Source organism: uncultured Microbacterium sp., assembly GCF_947632095.1.
GTDB lineage: Bacteria > Actinomycetota > Actinomycetes > Actinomycetales > Microbacteriaceae > Microbacterium.
The window spans coordinates 1-16,162 of the sequence record NZ_CANROA010000042.1 but is presented as its reverse complement, the minus strand read 5'-3'; the positions used below and the strand labels follow the sequence as shown (position 1 = coordinate 16,162).

Sequence of the window (16,162 nt, the reverse complement as noted above, 5' to 3'; positions counted from 1 at the left end):
CGGTTGAGGAACTCGGGCTTGAAGTGGCGCTTGAGCTCTTCGTCGACCTTGCCCTTCATCCGCTCGTAGCTGGTCTGCGCGTTGCCCTCGATCTGGAAGCCCACGGGGCCACCGGCGATCGCCGAGGATCCGAGGTTGGTCGTCATGATGATGACCGTGTTCTTGAAGTCGACGATGCGTCCCTGACCGTCGGTCAGGCGTCCTTCTTCGAGGATCTGCAGCAGCGAGTTGAAGATGTCGGGGTGGGCCTTCTCGATCTCGTCGAACAGCACGACGGAGAACGGCTTGCGGCGCACCTTCTCTGTGAGCTGGCCGCCCTCTTCGAATCCGACGAATCCGGGAGGGGCTCCGAACAGGCGCGAGACGGTGTGCTTCTCACCGAACTCGCTCATGTCGAGCGAGATGAGCGCGTCTTCATCGTCGAACAGGAACTCGGCGAGGGCCTTGGCGAGCTCGGTCTTTCCGACGCCGGTGGGGCCGGCGAAGATGAACGAGCCCGAGGGGCGCTTCGGATCCTTGAGGCCGGCGCGCTGGCGGCGGATCGTGCGGGAGAGCGCCGCGACGGCCTCTTCCTGCCCGATCACGCGCTGGTGCAGCGCCTTCTCCATGAAGACGAGGCGCGAGGACTCCTCTTCGGTGAGCTTGAAGACGGGGATGCCGGTGGACTGCGCGAGCACCTCGGCGATCAGGCCCTCGTCGACGACGGCGGCCGTGGCCACGTCACCGGCGCGCCACTGCTTCTCGAGGCGCAGGCGCTCGGCGAGGAGGCTCTTCTCCTCGTCGCGCAGCGATGCGGCCTTCTCGAAGTCCTGCTCCTCGGATGCCTGTTCCTTCTGCTCGCGGACGGCGGCGATCTTCTCGTCGAATTCGCGCAGCTCGGGCGGGCTGGAGAGGATGCTCAGGCGCAGGCGCGCACCGGCCTCGTCGATCAGGTCGATGGCCTTGTCGGGCAGGAACCGGTCGGAGACGTAGCGGTCGGCGAGGTTCGCCGCGGCGACGATGGCGCCGTCGGTGATCTGCACCTTGTGGTGCGCCTCGTAGCGGTCGCGCAGGCCCTTCAGGATGTTGATGGCGTGCGGGAGCGTGGGCTCGTTGACCTGCACCGGCTGGAAGCGGCGCTCGAGCGCAGCATCCTTCTCGAAGTGCTTGCGGTACTCGTCGAGCGTCGTGGCACCGATCGTCTGCAGCTCACCGCGGGCGAGCAAGGGCTTGAGGATGCTGGCCGCGTCGATCGCGCCTTCGGCGGCGCCCGCACCCACGAGGGTGTGGATCTCGTCGATGAAGACGATGATGTCGCCGCGGGTGCGGATCTCCTTGGTGACCTTCTTCAGGCGCTCTTCGAAGTCTCCGCGGTAGCGGGAGCCCGCGATGAGCGATCCGAGGTCGAGCGAGTAGAGCTGCTTGTCCTTGAGGGTCTCGGGCACGTCGCCCTTGACGATCGCCTGGGCGAGGCCCTCGACGACGGCGGTCTTGCCGACGCCGGGCTCGCCGATGAGGACGGGGTTGTTCTTGGAGCGGCGCGAGAGGATCTGCATGACCCGCTCGGCCTCCTTCTCACGGCCGATGACCGGGTCGAGCTTGTTGTCGCGCGCGGCCTGGGTGAGGTTGCGGCCGAACTGGTCGAGCACGGCGGAGCCGCCCTGCGTGCCGGCCGGGGAGTCGTTGGTCTGCGCGCCGACGGCGGCGGGCTCGCGGCCTGGAGCGCCCGAGAGCAGCTGGATGACCTGCTGGCGCACCTTGTTCAGGTCGGCGCCGAGCTTGACGAGGACCTGGGCGGCGACGCCCTCGCCCTCGCGGATGAGACCGAGCAGGATGTGCTCGGTTCCGATGTAGTTGTGGCCCAGCTGCAGCGCCTCGCGCAGGCTCAGCTCGAGCACCTTCTTGGCCCGCGGCGTGAAGGGGATGTGGCCGGTCGGCTGCTGCTGCCCCTGGCCGATGATGTCCTGCACCTGCTCGCGCACGGCGTCGAGCGAGATGCCGAGGCTCTCGAGGGCCTTGGCGGCGACGCCCTCGCCCTCGTGGATGAGGCCGAGCAGGATGTGCTCGGTTCCGATGTAGTTGTGGTTGAGCATCTTCGCCTCTTCTTGGGCGAGGACGACCACTCGACGGGCTCGGTCCGTGAATCTCTCGAACATGCTGTGACTCCTTATTCGCAGGTCCCCGCGTACACGAGGGTCCAAGCGGCGATACATCGAGAGTAACGACCGTGCGGGACGGGTATGCCCGTGTTCGCCGTGGGCATACCCGCCGGCATTCGGGCTGCACGGCGGCGCAGCGGTTGACGTTGTTATCGAGAGTCGTTATGTTAACGAACATCGATAACAACGATTATCGATAAAGATGGAGGAACGGATGCTGGAAATCGTCTCATTCGTGGCGGCGCTCGCCGTCGGGCTGCTCGCCGCAGTCACGACGACGGCGGTGCTGCTGCGCCGCGCACCGAAGGAGGTGCCGGGCGTTCATCGTTCCGATCGCTTCGGTACGGCCTTCGTCGCCGGCGGCGCTGTTCTCGTCGGCATCCTCTCCCTCGGTTCCGGTATCGGAACGGTGATCTCGGCGCTCACTCCGGGCCCCACCACCATCGCCGGCATGGAGCGCAATGAGCCCGCTCCCGACGAAGCGCTCGAGGCGTTCCCCCGCATCGACGAGGCCGTCTCGAGTTACGTCGACGTGACGATGACGCATGCCCCGGCATCCGTCATCGGCTGGCAGCTCACCGCCGAGCTGCTTCCGATCCTGCTCACCGTCATCGTCTCGGCCTCGGCTCTGTGGCTTGCCATCGGGATGCTGCAGGGACGCCCCTTCGCGAAGCGATTCCCGGTCGCGCTCGTGATCGTGGCCGGCGCCGTCATGGTCTGCGGCGTCTTCTCTCAGCTGGCCGCCGCGATCGCCCGCGCCGAGGCCAACATGTTCATCGACCAAGCGGCGGACATGCCCTTCGCCCTGTTCTCCATGCAGGTCGACCTCGCCCCGTTCGGCTGGGCGCTCGTCATCGGCCTCGTCGCCGGAGCATTCCAGATCGGCACCCGCATGCAGCACGACACGAAGGGACTCGTCTGATGGGAATGAAAGACGCACGCGCACAGGCTCGCCGCGACCGCGAAGATCTGCTGACCGGCATCGGAGTCGGCGCTCTGGCCGTCGGGTACGTCCTCTACCGCGGCATCGGCAACATCGCCGAGATGTTCTCCAACCCGGGAGCCGTGACGGTGCGGGCTCCGCTTCCCGACCAGCAGATCACCGCGAGCATCGGAGACGGGGCGCCGGCCATCGTCTCTTCGGGAACCGTGATCGCCCCGGGCGTCAGCGTCGTGGCGATCGTGTTCCTCGTGATGGCGACGGTGGCCGGAATGCTGGGTCTCATCCTCGCGGCCGTCACCGGGGTGATCGTCTGCCGCCGACTGCTTCAGGGCATCGTGTTCGACGTCGTCAACACGCGCCTGCTTTTCACCCTGTCGATCGCCTTGCTCGTCGCCGGTCTCGGCGAGGCGTTCTTCCGAAATATGGGTCTCAACGGCGTCTTCGCCGCCCTCGGCGGAGACTTCGACGGGTCTCCGGGGCTGATCCTCGAGGCGGTGCCGCTGTTCATCGCCGCGATCGCTGTCGGCGTGGTCGTCATCCCGTTCCGCCGCGGAACGGCCCTGCAGCGCGACACGGAAGGACTCGTCTGATGACCATCACCCGTCCCGCTCTCGGACGCGGCGCGCTGCGTGCGCTGATCATCGCAGCATCCCTCACGATCGCCGTTGCCACAGGGCTCGCGATCTGGTTCGTGGAGTGGACGTTCACGCGACCGTTCGCGTTCGGCGTCGCCTACGCGGGCCCCGACTTCCCGGCGGTCGCGTCGACGACCGAGACTCAGCAGTTCTGGGGAGACGTCGTCATCGAGTCGGATGCTCCGCTGACCGCGGCCCGCATTCTCAGCGCCATCGCGACCGCCCTTCCCCTCCTCGTCTACATCGCCGCGGCGATCGGCGTGATCGTGCTCGCCCTGCGGATGAGCACGGCACGTTCCTTCAGACCCGCCGGACGCGTCGCGCTGGTGTCCGTGGCGGTGGCGAGTCTGGTGACCGCCGTCGTCCGGCCGCTGTTCGAGGCCCTGGCGGTCGCCGAGGCGACGGCAGCGCTCCGACTCCCGACCAGCGGCGACGATGTCGCGGATCCGACGCGCGACCCCTGGGTCGTGCCCGCCGGCTTCGACCTGCTGCAGGACATGGACTGGCCGTACCTGGGGATCGCCGTCGTGCTCGCGCTCGTCGCCCTGCTCTGGTCACGCGCCGAACGGATGCAGAAGGACACGGAGGGACTCGTATGACGCCCCCGAACGACGATGAGCCCACCGGCATCCACTGCCGTCTCGATGAGCTGCTCGCGGAGCGCGGGATGACGCTGACCGAGCTGAGCGCCCGCGTCGGGGTGAGCATCGTCAACCTGTCGGTGCTGAAGAACGGCCGGGCTCGGGCCATCCGCTACACGACCCTGCGCGCGATCTGCGATGCCCTCGAATGCGAGGTCGGCGAGCTGCTCGTGCTGGAGTGAGGAACGTCCTGCCCAGCCGGGTAAAATCAACCCTTATGCCCCGAAAAATCTTTACCCGAATTCTGCTCGGCGTCCCCGCGGCCGCAGCAGCCCTTACCCTTGTCGCCTGCACCGGCGGCGGCATCCAGCGTCCGAGTGCTGAAGAGCTCAGCGCCGGCATCTCCCAGATTCTGACGAACGTCGGCCAGGAGGGTGTCTACACCGAGGAGCAGATCGGCTGCTTCGCCGAGAAGTTCCTCGTCGCGCAGCTACCCGATCAGGACCTCGCGAGCCTCGCCGCCGGCCGCGATCAGCAGTCGTCGGAGTCGGTGAAGGCCCTGGTCACGACGACCATGCAGGAAGCGACGGTCACCTGCACGGCTCAGTGAGCCGTCGCCGTGCCGATCGGCGCGGCGAATGACGAAGGAGCGGATGCTGAGGCATCCGCTCCTTCGTCATTTCAGGCCCGCGACTGGGGCCGGGTGGCTCCGCGCGTATCGAGGGCGAGTTCTTCGGCGTCGATCGCGGTGAGCAGCTCGCGCATGACCTCTTCGTCGAGGTTGTCCGCATCGCGTTCGGCGAGCAGCACCTCGCGCCGCACGTGCAGCCAGCCCTTGGAGAGAGCGACGAGGTCCTCGTACGAGGGCCGCGGGACGGAGTCCTCGACGACCTGAATCTGCTGGGTGTCGGTCTCGATCTTCGTGAGCCGCTTGGCGAACATGTCGAAGGCCTTCATGTCGCCCGTGCCGTACTTCTCGGCCCATTCGGTGCGCTTCGTCTCGAGGTAGGCGAGGCCGGCCTGGTTGCTGCGCCGACGGACGGCGGCGATCTCCCGGGCATCCTGCGCGTGGTCGACGTCACTCGCGACGCCCAGCCCGCGGATGAGGAACGGCAGCGTCAGCCCCTGCAGAAGCAGGGTCGCGACGGTCACGATGAAGGCCACGACGACGATCGCGTGCGCGGCGCTGAGTTCAAGGGCGGCGATGTCGGATGCTGCGAGCGCGGTCGCCAGCGTCACCACACCGCGCATTCCCGCCCACGAGATGATCGCGTTGTCCTTGGCGCTGAGGGCGGGCTCGGTCATCTTCCGGCGCATCTGCTCGGGTGTCAGCGGGTCTCGGCCGGGCCGGTTCTGGGCCTTCTGGTCGAAACGTCCGGCGGCCATCGCCTTCTCCCAGCGGCGCAATCGCCCGCGCTGCTGCCAACGTGCGAGCGCGTGGGCCGGGTAGATGAAGGCGGGACGCACGAGGAGAACGGTGAGCAGCACGGCCCCGGACAGGATGAGGATGTGCTGCACGGACTCGGCACCGAGGTCGGCGAGCACGCGACGGAACTGCAGACCGATGTACGCGAACACGAAGCTCTCGAGCAGGAAGTCCATCGACAGCCACAGCGGGGCCTCCTGCTGGCGGGTCGTGTAATCGGTGCGCGGCGCGTTGAACCCGACGTACAGTCCCATGGCGACGACGGCGAGCACGCCGGAGCCGCCCAGGTGCTCGGCGATCGCATACGCTCCGAACGGCACGAGAAGACCGAAGGTTCCGATCACGACGGGATCGGCGACCCGAATGCGCAGCTGATGCAGCGCGATGCCGAAGATCAGGCCGATCACGATGCCGACGACCACGGCGACAACGAACTGCCAGATGCCGTCCCAGACGCTGATCGTCGCTCCCGCCACCATCGCCGCGAACACCCGGTACAGCGTCAGCGAGGTGGCGTCGTTGATGAGGCTCTCGCCGGACAGCACAGTCATGATGCGGCGGGGAAGGCCGAGCTTGCGTCCGATGGCCGCGGCGGAGACGGCATCCGGCGGGGCGACGATCGCACCGAGCAGCAGCGCGCCCGGCAGGGTCAGCGACGGCATGATCCACCAGGCGACGAGTCCGACGACCACCGTCGTCAGCAGCACGAGCCAGATGCCCAGGCGCCGGATCTGCGGCAGGCTGCGCTTGAAGCCGACGAACGAGACATCCAGCGCCGCCGAATACAGCAGCGGCGGCAGCACCAGGTTCAGCAGCACGTGCCCGTCGACGTCCAACTCGGGGATGAAGGGCAGAAAGGATGCCGCGAGCGCGACGACCGTGACCAGAAGCGGTGCCGGCCACCCCCGCCAGCGTGCGATCGCCGCCACGATGACGGAGCCGACCAGCACGAAGAACAGCAGGGATTCCATGCGAGAAGAATATCCCCCGCGCCAATCCGCCTCTCCGGGGAATGAGGCCGCGGTCACGTTGGTTGCACCGTTTGATGACTGCTGCCGACCCCGCCCTCTCCGTACTCGATCTCGTCCCCGTGTCGACGGGCCAGACCAGTGCCGAGGCGATCTCCGCGTCCCTCTCCCTCGCCGCGGCCGCAGACCGGCTGGGCTACCGCCGCTACTGGTTCGCCGAGCACCACAACATGCCGGCCGTGGCATCCACGACCCCTCCCGTGCTGATCGCGGCCGCCGCCGGGCGCACCACGCGCATCCGGCTGGGCTCCGGCGGCGTCATGCTCCCCAACCACTCCCCGCTCATCGTCGCCGAGCAGTTCGCGGCCCTCGAGGCCATCGCCCCCGGGCGCATCGACCTGGGCCTGGGCCGCGCCCCCGGAAGCGACCCCGTGATCACGCAGCTGCTGCGCGGATCCGGTCCGACGAGCGATGTCGAGCAGTTCCCCCGCCATGTGCAGGACATCGGGGCGTTGCTGGGCGCCGACGGCGCGACCGTGCGCTTCACCTCCGGCGGCGAGTACACCGTGCACTCGACCCCCGCGGCATCCGGCGTTCCCGAGGTGTGGTTGCTCGGCTCGAGCGACTACTCGGCTCAGCTCGCCGCATCCCACGGCCTGCCCTACGTCTTCGCGAATCACTTCTCGGGCCACGGCCTCGAGCGCGCCCTCGACCTGTACCGCACCGGCTACCGGCCCAGCGAGGAGCACCCCGAGCCGCGCACGTTCCTGACGATCAACACGGTCGCCGCTCCCACCGCCGCCGAGGCGGAGGAGCGCGCTCTCCCCCAGCTGCGCATGATGGCCCGGCTCCGCCTGAACAAGCCCCTCATCGCCCTCGAGACGGTCGAGGAGGCGCTCGCCGCCTCACCCGACGACGCCACGACACAGACCGTCGAGGCAGCACGCTCCCGCTGGTTCGTGGGAACAGGAGAATCGGTCGCCGCCGAGCTGCAGGCATTCGCGACGAAGTACGGCGTCGACGAGGTCATGATCTCACCGGTCGCCGGCGTCTACGAGAGCGAGCCGCGCGACACCGCCCCGGGGCGCACGCAGACGCTCGAGCTCATCGCCGCCGCGCAGGCCGCCGCGGCGAACTGAATCGGGTCAGTCCTCGGGCTCGCCCGAGAGCAGGCCGCGCAACCAGTCGCGCGCCTCGACGAAGACATCGTCGGCGTATCGCTCGGGGTACTGCACGATCTGACGGTCGGCCCGCGGGTACGACCCGAGGAACACCACGCGCGGGCTGAAGCGCCGGATTCCCAGCAGCGCATCGGCCATGCGCTCATCGCTCAGATGCCCGTCGGCGTCGATCACGAACCGGTAGCGTCCGAGCTCGTCGCCGATCGGACGCGACTCGATGAGCGAGAGGTTGATGCCGCGGGTCGAGAACTGCTCGAGCATGTCGAGCAGCGCACCGGGACGGTCATGGGGAAGCTCGACGATGAGCGAGGTCTTGTCAGCGCCCGTCGGATCCGGAGGGGTCGTCGTGCGGGTCACGAGAACGAAACGGGTGACCGCCGAAGTGTTGTCGCCGATCTCACTGGCCAGCACATCGACATCATGGTGAGCGACGATGTTCGGCGGAGCGATCGCGGCCTGCGCGGGCAGCGTCCCATCGAGAACGCCGATCGCGGACGCCACATTGCTGGCTGCGGGCACATGCGAGTGATCCGGAAGGTTCTTGCCCAACCACCCGTGGCACTGGGCGTAGGCGACCGGGTGCGCGGCGATCGTGGTGACCTGCTCGAGCGTCGTGCCGCGGGCGGCGACGAGCACGAAGTTCACCCGGACGAGATACTCGCCGATGATGCGCAGGCCCGGAAGGGTCGCCAGAGCATCCTGCGTGGTCGAGACCCCGCCTTCGATCGAGTTCTCGATCGCGATCATCGCGGCATGGCTGCGCCCCTCGAGCACGTCGGCGAGCGCCTCACCGACGTTGTGCACGGCACGCCGTTCATGGCCCCGGGCTTCAGCGACCTGATCGAGGGCTGCTTCGGTGAAGGTGCCCGCAGGGCCCAGGTAGCTGTAAGTGCGCCGTTCTGTCACGCGTTTCAGACTAGTCGCCGGTGCCACGTCCGCGAGCCAAAAGAGGCACACTTAAGACATGACCAGCCGTGCAGGCCTCCCCGCGGAGGAAAATGACCTCATCGATGTCGACGAACTGATCGCGGCGTACTACGACCGCCATCCCGATCCGGCAGTCGCCGCCGAGCGCGTCGCGTTCGGCACGAGCGGCCACCGGGGGTCGTCGCTTACCGGCAGCTTCAACGAGAACCACATCCTGGCCACCACCCAGGCGATCGTCGACTACCGACGCGAGCAGGGCCTCACCGGACCCCTGTTCCTCGGCCGCGATACGCACGCCCTGTCGCTGCCCGCCGAGCGCACGGCGATCGAAGTCCTCGTCGCCAATGGCGTCGACATCCGCGTCGACTCGCGCGATTCCTACGTGCCGACGCCGGCGCTCAGCCACGCGATCCTCGCCCATAACCGCGAGCTCGCCCCCGGAGCATCAGGACGCGCCGACGGCATCGTCGTCACCCCCTCGCACAACCCGCCCCGCGATGGCGGGTTCAAGTACAATCCGCCGCACGGCGGCCCCGCCGACACCGATGCGACCGGCTGGATCGCCGACCGCGCCAACACCCTCATCGAGGGCGGGCTCGTCGACGTGAAGCGCGAGAGCTTCGCCGACATCGACTGGGACGCGCTGCCCGGCTACGACTTCCGCGACGCCTACGTGCGCGACCTGCCCTCGATCATCGACATCGACGCGATCAAGCGCGCGGGCGTGCGCATCGGCGCCGACCCGCTCGGCGGCGCATCCGTCGACTACTGGGCGCTCATCAAGGAGATGCACGGCATCGAGCTGACCGTCGTGAATCCCGAGGTCGACCCGACCTGGCGGTTCATGACGCTCGACTGGGACGAGAAGATCCGCATGGACCCGTCCTCCCCCTCCGCCATGGCCTCGCTCGTCGCTCAGAAGGGCGAATTCGACGTCCTCACAGGCAACGACGCCGACGCCGACCGTCACGGCATCGTCACCCCCGACGCGGGGCTCATGAACCCCAACCACTACCTCGCCGTCGCGATCGACTACCTGTTCTCGCACCGCACCGAGTGGCCCCGGGATGCCGCGATCGGCAAGACCCTCGTGTCGTCGATGATCATCGACCGGGTCGCCGAATCCCTCGGGCGCCGCCTGCTCGAAGTCCCCGTCGGCTTCAAGTGGTTCGTGCCGGGTCTACTCGACGGCACCGTCGCCTTCGGCGGTGAGGAGTCCGCCGGAGCATCCTTCCTGCGCAAGGACGGCTCCGTCTGGTCGACCGACAAGGACGGCATCCTGCTGTGCCTGCTCGCCGCCGAGATCATCGCGGTCACGGGCAAGAGCCCCTCCGAACGCTACGCCGAGCTCGAAGAGGCCTTCGGAGCATCCGTCTACCAGCGCGTGGATGCCCCGGCCACCCCCGCCCAGAAGGCGACGCTCGCCAAGCTCGCCCCCGAGGCCGTCACGGCGACGGCTCTCGCTGGCGAGAAGATCGCGGCCAAGCTCTCGCACGCCCCCGGCAACGGTGCGGCGATCGGCGGACTCAAGGTTCAGACGGAGAACGCCTGGTTCGCCGCCCGCCCGTCCGGAACCGAGGACGTGTACAAGCTCTACGCCGAGAGCCTCCTCGGCGCCGAACACCTCGCCGAGGTGCAGGCCGAGGCCCGCGCGGTCGTCTCCGCAGCCCTCGACGGCTGATCCGCTGCGTGCGCTCGTCGGCTCCTCAGCCGGCGAGCGCGCGCGCCAGGCGGGCTCCCGCCTCGCGCAACCAGCGGGCGGGTGCCGCCTGCGAGGCTTCCGAGGAACCGGCGATGTCCGTCAGTGAGATGGATGCCGCGAACAGGTCGGTATCGGCATCATCCGTGATGCGCCCCGCGACCACCGCAGCCGTCGCCCCCGCGTCGGCTACGACCCCTGCGACGAACGAGGGCACCTTGCCGTCGCCGGACTGCCCGTCATACGAGCCCTCGCCCGTGATCACGACGTCAGCGGATGCCACAGCATCCGCCAACCCGATCAGATGTGCGACCTCCACCGCCCCCGGCACGAGCCGAGCACCCCAACGCGCGAGAGCAGCACCCGTGCCGCCCGCCGCTCCCCCGCCGGGAAGCCCGAGATCGAATCCGGCGAGCGCCGCAAGACGCTCGAGACTCTCATCGACCAGAGCGATACCCTGCCCGGCCAGCCCCTTCTGCGGACCGAACACCGCGGCAGCCCCACGCGGGCCGCTCAACGGATTCGTGACATCCGAGAGCACGAGGACGTCGGGCGCGGGGCGGAGCCCGGACAGATCGACCTCATCGATGTCCGCGAGCCCCCGCGCGCCGGAAGCGACCGGCCGATCATCCGCGCCGAGGAACCGCGCGCCGAGCGCCGTGAGCAGGCCCGTGCCGCCGTCCGTCGACGCGCTCGACCCGATGCCGAGCACCAGCCGAGAAACCCCGTGGTCGAGAGCCGCGACGACCGCCTGACCGAAACCCGTCGTATCGGCATCCCACGGACGCAGCTCATCGACCAGCTCGATCCCCGACGTCGAGGCGAGATCGATCACCGCGGTCCCCCGCGGGGCATCCGGCGACGGCGGCAGCAGCACCCAGTGCGTCTGGACCGGACGCGCGGCCGGACCATCGACGGTGATGGGCATGCGCTGTGCGCCCGCGACGGCGGTGGCGAAAGCATCCACCGTCCCCTCGCCGCCATCGGCCATCGGCCGCATCACGAACTCCGCCCCCGGTTCGACGCTCGCCCACCCTTCGGCGAGCGCACGCGCGGCATCCGCCGCGGCGATCGAACCCTTGAAGCTATCCGGTGCGAGCACGACTCTGGTCATGCTCCCGAGCCTACGTCCGTGCGACTAGCGACCCGCGACGCTCACACGCTCGACCAGCACTGCCGGCACCACCGACGACTCGTCCGCAGCGGACTCCCCGCCCTCGATCTCGGCGACGAGCAGCGCAACCGCCCGGTGCGCGAGAGCCGTGAAATCCTGCCGGATCGTCGTCAGCGGCGGACGGTAGTTCGCAGCCTCCGGAACATCGTCGAAACCGATCACGCTGACGTCCTCGGGAACCCGACGCCCCGACTCAGCGAAGGCGCGGATGAGCCCGAGCGCCATTTGATCATTCGCGCAGAAGACGGCGGTGGCATCCACCAGCGCCGCGCCCGCGGCGAACCCCGCCTCGGCGCTCCAGTCGCCCCGCACGACCGGGGGCGCGACGACCCCTGCCGCGGCGAGAGCCGAGCGCCACCCGCGTTCACGTTCGGCCGCGGCGAAGGAATCCGCCGGGCCCGCCAGATGATGGACCGTCGGGTGGCCGTGCACGAGCAGGTGCTCGGTCGCCGCCGCGGCGCCCCCCACGTGATCGCTGTGCACGGCGACGAGATCCGACGAAGCCGCAGCATCGACGACGACCAGCCGCAGACCGGCCGGGCGCTGCGCCTCCGGCACGAGTGCCGAAGCCTCGTTCAGCACGATCGCACCATCGACCTCCTGCTCGGCGAGGCGGTCGAACGCATCCGCGACACTGTCGCCGGCCGTCGCCAGGGTCAGCGCATAACCACGCTCGGCAGCCGCCTCAGCAGTCGCCTGAAGCATGCGGGAGTTGCCGACCGTCGCGAGGGTCGTCACGACCAGGCCGATGGTCTGCGACCGCCCGGTGCGCAGGGCACGGGCCGCTCGGTGCGGACGGTAGCCGAGCTCTTCCATCGCCTGCTCGACGCGGAGGCGCGTCGACGGATCGACCCGCGGGCTGTCGTTGACGACACGGGAGACCGTCTGACCCGAGACACCGGCACGGGCCGCGACCTGCGCCATCGAAACGCGTCCGGTCGTCGAGCGTCGGCGGGGCGACCCACCGTCGCCCCCGAGCACGGACTCGACCTCTCGCGCGGCCGACTGCGCGGTTGCCCGCGCGGCGCTGCGCCTGCGATCATCGCCGGTCATCGCTCTCCCCTGTTCACAACTCCGGAATGTTGACGTTACCACGGCCAATATGCCACGATGTTTACGTGAACACGCACGAATCTCCGGAGTTGTCCGTCACCGAGCTCAGCGCCGGCGTCATCAAGCGCACCACCCGCCTCGCCGATGGCCGCGAACTCTTCTACTACGACGACCCCGGCACGTCCCTGGGCGCGGAGCGCGCCGTCGACGCCCGCGACCTCGACCCGCGCCCCGCCACAGCGAACATGCGCCTCGACGTGCTCACGGGCGACTGGATCACGGTCGCCGCCAACCGTCAGAACCGCGTGATGATGCCCTCGGCCGACGCCGACCCGCTCGCCCCGCAGTCGCCGACGAACCCGTCCGAGGTCCCCTCCCTGTACGACGTCGCGGTGTTCGAGAACCGCTCCCCCGCCTTCGGCCCGGCACTCGCCGAGGCGCTCGGCACGGCCCCCGCCGCCGACGACGCCCCGCAGGGCCTCGACGACCTCGCCGCCCTCGGCCTCGGCCGTACCCGCACCTCTGTCGGCCGCTGCGAGGTCGTCTGCTTCAGCCCCGACCACTCCGGCTCCTTCGGCACGCAGTCGGTCACCCGCGCGCGGACCGTCATCGAGGCATGGGCCGACCGCACCGCGGCGCTGTCTCAGCTGCCCGGAATCCAGCAGGTCTTCCCGTTCGAGAACCGCGGTGAGGCGATCGGCGTCACCCTGCCGCACCCGCACGGCCAGATCTACTCCTACCCCTACGTCACCCCGCGCACGTCCCGCGTGCTCGAGAGCGTCGAGCGCATGGGAACCGATCTGTTCCAGCAGATCCTCGAATCCGAGCAGGCCTCCGAGCGCGTCGTCTTCCGCGGCGAGCACTGGACCGCCTTCGTGCCCTTCGCCGCGCGCTGGCCCCTCGAGGTTCACCTCATGCCCCACCGTCACGTCGCGGACTTCGCCGAGACGAGCGTCACCGAGCGCGATGAGCTCGCCCCGCTCTACCTGAAGCTGCTCGCCGGCGTCGACACGCTCTACGACACCCCCACCCCGTACATCGCCGCCTGGCACCAGGCCCCCGTGAACATCGGCCGCGACAGCATCCGCCTGCACCTGCAGCTGACGAGCCCGCGCCGCGCCGCCGACAAGATGAAGTTCCTCGCCGGTTCCGAGGCCGCCATGTGGGCCTGGGCCGCCGAGGTCACCCCCGAACAGGGCGCCGCCCGCATCCGTGAGGCCATCGCCCGCGCCGAGAGCACCAGCTCCGAGGAGAACAACGCATGACCACCCCCGCATCCGACGCCGTCGCCCTCTTCGAGCAGCTCACCGGCAGCACCCCGGCGGGCGTCTGGTCCGCCCCCGGACGTGTGAACCTCATCGGCGAGCACACCGACTACAACGACGGCTTCGTGCTGCCGTTCGCGATCCCGCACCGCACCTACGCCGCCGTCGGAACCCGCGACGACGGCCGTATCCGCGTCGCCTCCACGTTCACGCACGACGCGGTCGAGGTCTCCCTCAATGAGCTCCAGACGCTGTTCCCGACCCCGACCGGCAGCGAGCCGGCCGTCGAGGAGTGGGCCGCCTACCCGCTCGGCGTCGCCTGGGCGCTGCAGCTCGCCGGCGCGACGGGCACCGGTGTCGACATCGCGATCGCCTCCGATGTTCCCGTCGGGGCCGGGCTCAGCTCCTCCGCCGCGATCGAGGGCGCCACGGCATCCGCCCTGAACGATCTGTGGAACGCGGGCCTCGATCGCACCGCACTCGCCCGCATCGGACGCCGCTCCGAGAACGAGGCCGTCGGCGCCCCCACCGGCATCATGGATCAGATGGCGTCGATGCTCGGCGAGGCCGACTCGGCGATCTTCCTCGACTGCCGCTCGCTCGACGCGAACCTGGTCTCGGTCGGAGTCGCCGAGGCGGGCCTGGCGATCCTCGTCATGGACACGCGTGTGAAGCACGCCCACTCCACCGGCGGGTACGGCGAGCGCCGTGCGGCCTGTGAGCGGGGCGCGGCGATCATGGGCGTTCCCTCGCTGCGCGATGTGTCGGTCGACGACCTCGCCCGCGCCGAAGGCCTCATGGACGACGTCACCTTCCGCCGTGTGCGCCACGTCGTCACCGAGAATCAGCGGGTCCTCGACACCGTGCAGACTCTGCGCGAGAACGGCGCCCGGTCGATCGGCGATCTGCTCGTCGCATCCCATGCCTCGATGCGCGACGACTTCGAGATCTCGGTCCCCGAGCTCGACACCGCGGTCGAGACCGCGCTCGCGAACGGCGCCATCGGCGCACGCATGACCGGCGGCGGATTCGGCGGCGCGGCGATCGCCCTGATCGAGCAGTCCGCGGTGCAGGATGTGACGGATGCGGTCACCGCCGCCTTCGCGGAGAAGGGCTTCGCCGCCCCGAACATCTTCACGGTCACCCCCGCCGACGGCGCACGCCGCGACAGCTGACAGAATCGATCGAAACGAACTGAGGAGACCCATGTCCTGGATCGTCACCGGCGGAGCCGGCTACATCGGAGCCCATGTCGTGCGCGCACTCGCGGACGCGGGGCTGTCCCCCGTCGTTCTCGATGACCTCTCGAGCGGCGTCGGCTCGTTCGTTCCGGAGGGCGTGCCCTTCGTCTCGGGCAGCATCCTCGATCGCGAGCTGGTCGAGAAGGCGCTGCGCGAGCACGACGTCGAGGGCGTGATCCACGTCGCGGGCTTCAAGTACGCCGGAGTCTCGGTGAACCGTCCGCTGCACACCTACGCGCAGAACGTCGAGGGCACCCGGGTGATCCTCGAGGCGATGCAGGCCGTCGGCGTCTCGAACATCGTGTTCTCCTCGTCGGCGGCGGTCTTCGGCACCCCCGATGTGCCGTTGGTCGTCGAGGACACCGCCAAGAAGCCGGCGAGCCCCTACGGCGAGTCGAAGCTCATCGGCGAGTGGATGCTGCGCGATCAGGCCATCGCCACGGCCGACTCCGACGCGCCGCTGCGCCACACGTCGCTGCGCTACTTCAACGTGGTCGGCTCCGCCGACCCGTCGGTTTACGACGTCAGCCCGCACAATCTGTTCCCGATCGTCTTCGAGAAGCTGATCGCGGGCGAGACCCCGGCGATCTTCGGCGACGACTACGACACCGAGGACGGCACCAACGTGCGCGACTACGTGCACGTCGGCGACATCGCCGCAGCGCACGTCGAGGCGGCGAAGCGCCTGGCATCGGGCCAGTCGATCGAGGCCGCCTACAACCTCGGTTCGGGCGATGGTCTGAGCGTGAAGCAGATCATGGACGCCATGGTGCGCGTCACCGGCATCGACTTCACCCCCGAGATCGGCCCGCGCCGCGCCGGCGACCCCGACCGCATCGTCGCCACCGGTGAACTCGCCGCCCGCGACCTCGACTGGAAGATGCGCTACAGCGTCGACGAGATGGTGCGCACCGGCTGGGAGGCCCGCCGC

At 69.2% G+C, this 16,162-nt stretch carries 15 protein-coding genes; 10 read left to right on the top strand and 5 right to left on the bottom strand.

The features are described from left to right. Nucleotides 1-2,135, bottom strand: a 2,135-nt coding sequence (locus Q0Z66_RS10050) for an ATP-dependent Clp protease ATP-binding subunit (RefSeq protein ID WP_298040707.1), incomplete at its 3' end; no start/stop codon positions are given. 217 nt (nt 2,136-2,352) lie between these two features. Between Q0Z66_RS10050 and Q0Z66_RS10045 the strand changes: the two genes are divergently transcribed. The 5 genes from Q0Z66_RS10045 to Q0Z66_RS10025 are packed head-to-tail and all read left to right on the top strand — an operon-like array spanning nt 2,353 to nt 4,907. Beyond that, nucleotides 2,353-3,060 carry a hypothetical protein gene (locus Q0Z66_RS10045; RefSeq protein WP_298040705.1) on the top strand — a complete coding sequence of 236 codons (708 nt, stop codon included), beginning with the start codon at nt 2,353-2,355 and terminating at the stop codon, nt 3,058-3,060. Between the two features lie 5 nt (nt 3,061-3,065). Next, the gene (locus Q0Z66_RS10040; protein WP_298040703.1) at nt 3,066-3,671 is read left to right on the top strand and encodes a hypothetical protein; all 606 of its coding nucleotides are present in this window, start codon (nt 3,066-3,068) and stop codon (nt 3,669-3,671) included. Next, entirely contained in the window at nt 3,671-4,315 is a 645-nt protein-coding gene (locus Q0Z66_RS10035) for a hypothetical protein (RefSeq protein ID WP_298040702.1), read from the top strand. Before Q0Z66_RS10040 ends, Q0Z66_RS10035 begins: the two co-directional genes overlap by 1 nt. Then, nucleotides 4,312-4,539, top strand: a complete 228-nt coding sequence (locus Q0Z66_RS10030; protein ID WP_298040699.1) for a helix-turn-helix transcriptional regulator — start codon at nt 4,312-4,314, stop codon at nt 4,537-4,539. Before Q0Z66_RS10035 ends, Q0Z66_RS10030 begins: the two co-directional genes overlap by 4 nt. 35 nt (nt 4,540-4,574) lie before the next feature. Further along, nucleotides 4,575-4,907: a hypothetical protein gene (locus tag Q0Z66_RS10025; RefSeq protein ID WP_298040698.1), complete on the top strand. Its 333-nt coding sequence runs from the start codon at nt 4,575-4,577 to the stop codon at nt 4,905-4,907. 71 nt (nt 4,908-4,978) lie between these two features. Here the strand turns inward: Q0Z66_RS10025 and Q0Z66_RS10020 are convergent, their stop codons facing one another. After that, the gene (locus Q0Z66_RS10020; protein WP_298040697.1) at nt 4,979-6,694 is read right to left on the bottom strand and encodes a sodium:proton antiporter; all 1,716 of its coding nucleotides are present in this window, start codon (nt 6,692-6,694) and stop codon (nt 4,979-4,981) included. A 74-nt stretch (nt 6,695-6,768) separates the two neighbouring features. On the opposite strand from Q0Z66_RS10020, the gene Q0Z66_RS10015 reads away from it, so the two are divergent. Then, a complete protein-coding gene (locus Q0Z66_RS10015; RefSeq protein ID WP_298040695.1) occupies nt 6,769-7,830 on the top strand; it encodes an LLM class flavin-dependent oxidoreductase in 1,062 nt (353 codons plus the stop codon). A 6-nt stretch (nt 7,831-7,836) separates the two neighbouring features. Here Q0Z66_RS10015 and pheA read toward each other — a convergent pair whose 3' ends face one another. Next, the gene (pheA, locus tag Q0Z66_RS10010; RefSeq protein ID WP_298040711.1) at nt 7,837-8,787 is read right to left on the bottom strand and encodes a prephenate dehydratase; all 951 of its coding nucleotides are present in this window, start codon (nt 8,785-8,787) and stop codon (nt 7,837-7,839) included. 49 nt (nt 8,788-8,836) lie between these two features. On the opposite strand from pheA, the gene pgm reads away from it, so the two are divergent. After that, entirely contained in the window at nt 8,837-10,480 is a 1,644-nt protein-coding gene (gene pgm, locus Q0Z66_RS10005; protein WP_298040693.1) for a phosphoglucomutase (alpha-D-glucose-1,6-bisphosphate-dependent), read from the top strand. A 25-nt stretch (nt 10,481-10,505) separates the two neighbouring features. Here pgm and Q0Z66_RS10000 read toward each other — a convergent pair whose 3' ends face one another. Then, complete coding sequence (locus Q0Z66_RS10000; protein WP_298040692.1) at nt 10,506-11,612, bottom strand: glycerate kinase; 1,107 nt, start codon at nt 11,610-11,612, stop codon at nt 10,506-10,508. A 24-nt stretch (nt 11,613-11,636) separates the two neighbouring features. Next, nucleotides 11,637-12,596, bottom strand: coding sequence for a LacI family DNA-binding transcriptional regulator (locus tag Q0Z66_RS09995; RefSeq protein ID WP_298040709.1), 960 nt, complete (start codon nt 12,594-12,596; stop codon nt 11,637-11,639). Between the two features lie 194 nt (nt 12,597-12,790). Between Q0Z66_RS09995 and galT the strand changes: the two genes are divergently transcribed. From galT to galE, 3 genes are all read left to right on the top strand, one after another. Then, nucleotides 12,791-13,990 carry a galactose-1-phosphate uridylyltransferase gene (galT, locus tag Q0Z66_RS09990; RefSeq protein ID WP_298040690.1) on the top strand — a complete coding sequence of 400 codons (1,200 nt, stop codon included), beginning with the start codon at nt 12,791-12,793 and terminating at the stop codon, nt 13,988-13,990. After that, nucleotides 13,987-15,165, top strand: a complete 1,179-nt coding sequence (galK, locus tag Q0Z66_RS09985; protein WP_298040688.1) for a galactokinase — start codon at nt 13,987-13,989, stop codon at nt 15,163-15,165. The genes galT and galK overlap by 4 nt, the downstream gene beginning before the upstream one ends. A gap of 31 nt (nt 15,166-15,196) precedes the next feature. After that, nucleotides 15,197-16,162 (top strand): UDP-glucose 4-epimerase GalE (gene galE / locus Q0Z66_RS09980; protein ID WP_298040686.1); only part of this gene is annotated, 966 nt, incomplete at its 3' end.

What these genes read in the sequence shown, in the direction of transcription:
- Q0Z66_RS10035 (WP_298040702.1), top strand. Translation starts at nt 3,671, where the DNA reads ATGACCATCACCCGTCCCGCTCTCGGACGCGGCGCGCTGCGTGCGCTG.
- pgm (WP_298040693.1), top strand. Translation starts at nt 8,837, where the DNA reads ATGACCAGCCGTGCAGGCCTCCCCGCGGAGGAAAATGACCTCATCGAT.
- Q0Z66_RS10015 (WP_298040695.1), top strand. Translation starts at nt 6,769, where the DNA reads ATGACTGCTGCCGACCCCGCCCTCTCCGTACTCGATCTCGTCCCCGTG.
- Q0Z66_RS10020 (WP_298040697.1), bottom strand. Translation starts at nt 6,694, where the DNA reads ATGGAATCCCTGCTGTTCTTCGTGCTGGTCGGCTCCGTCATCGTGGCG.
- Q0Z66_RS10025 (WP_298040698.1), top strand. Translation starts at nt 4,575, where the DNA reads ATGCCCCGAAAAATCTTTACCCGAATTCTGCTCGGCGTCCCCGCGGCC.
- Q0Z66_RS10040 (WP_298040703.1), top strand. Translation starts at nt 3,066, where the DNA reads ATGAAAGACGCACGCGCACAGGCTCGCCGCGACCGCGAAGATCTGCTG.
- Q0Z66_RS10030 (WP_298040699.1), top strand. Translation starts at nt 4,312, where the DNA reads ATGACGCCCCCGAACGACGATGAGCCCACCGGCATCCACTGCCGTCTC.
- Q0Z66_RS09995 (WP_298040709.1), bottom strand. Translation starts at nt 12,596, where the DNA reads ATGGCGCAGGTCGCGGCCCGTGCCGGTGTCTCGGGTCAGACGGTCTCC.
- Q0Z66_RS10000 (WP_298040692.1), bottom strand. Translation starts at nt 11,612, where the DNA reads ATGACCAGAGTCGTGCTCGCACCGGATAGCTTCAAGGGTTCGATCGCC.
- galK (WP_298040688.1), top strand. Translation starts at nt 13,987, where the DNA reads ATGACCACCCCCGCATCCGACGCCGTCGCCCTCTTCGAGCAGCTCACC.
- Q0Z66_RS10045 (WP_298040705.1), top strand. Translation starts at nt 2,353, where the DNA reads ATGCTGGAAATCGTCTCATTCGTGGCGGCGCTCGCCGTCGGGCTGCTC.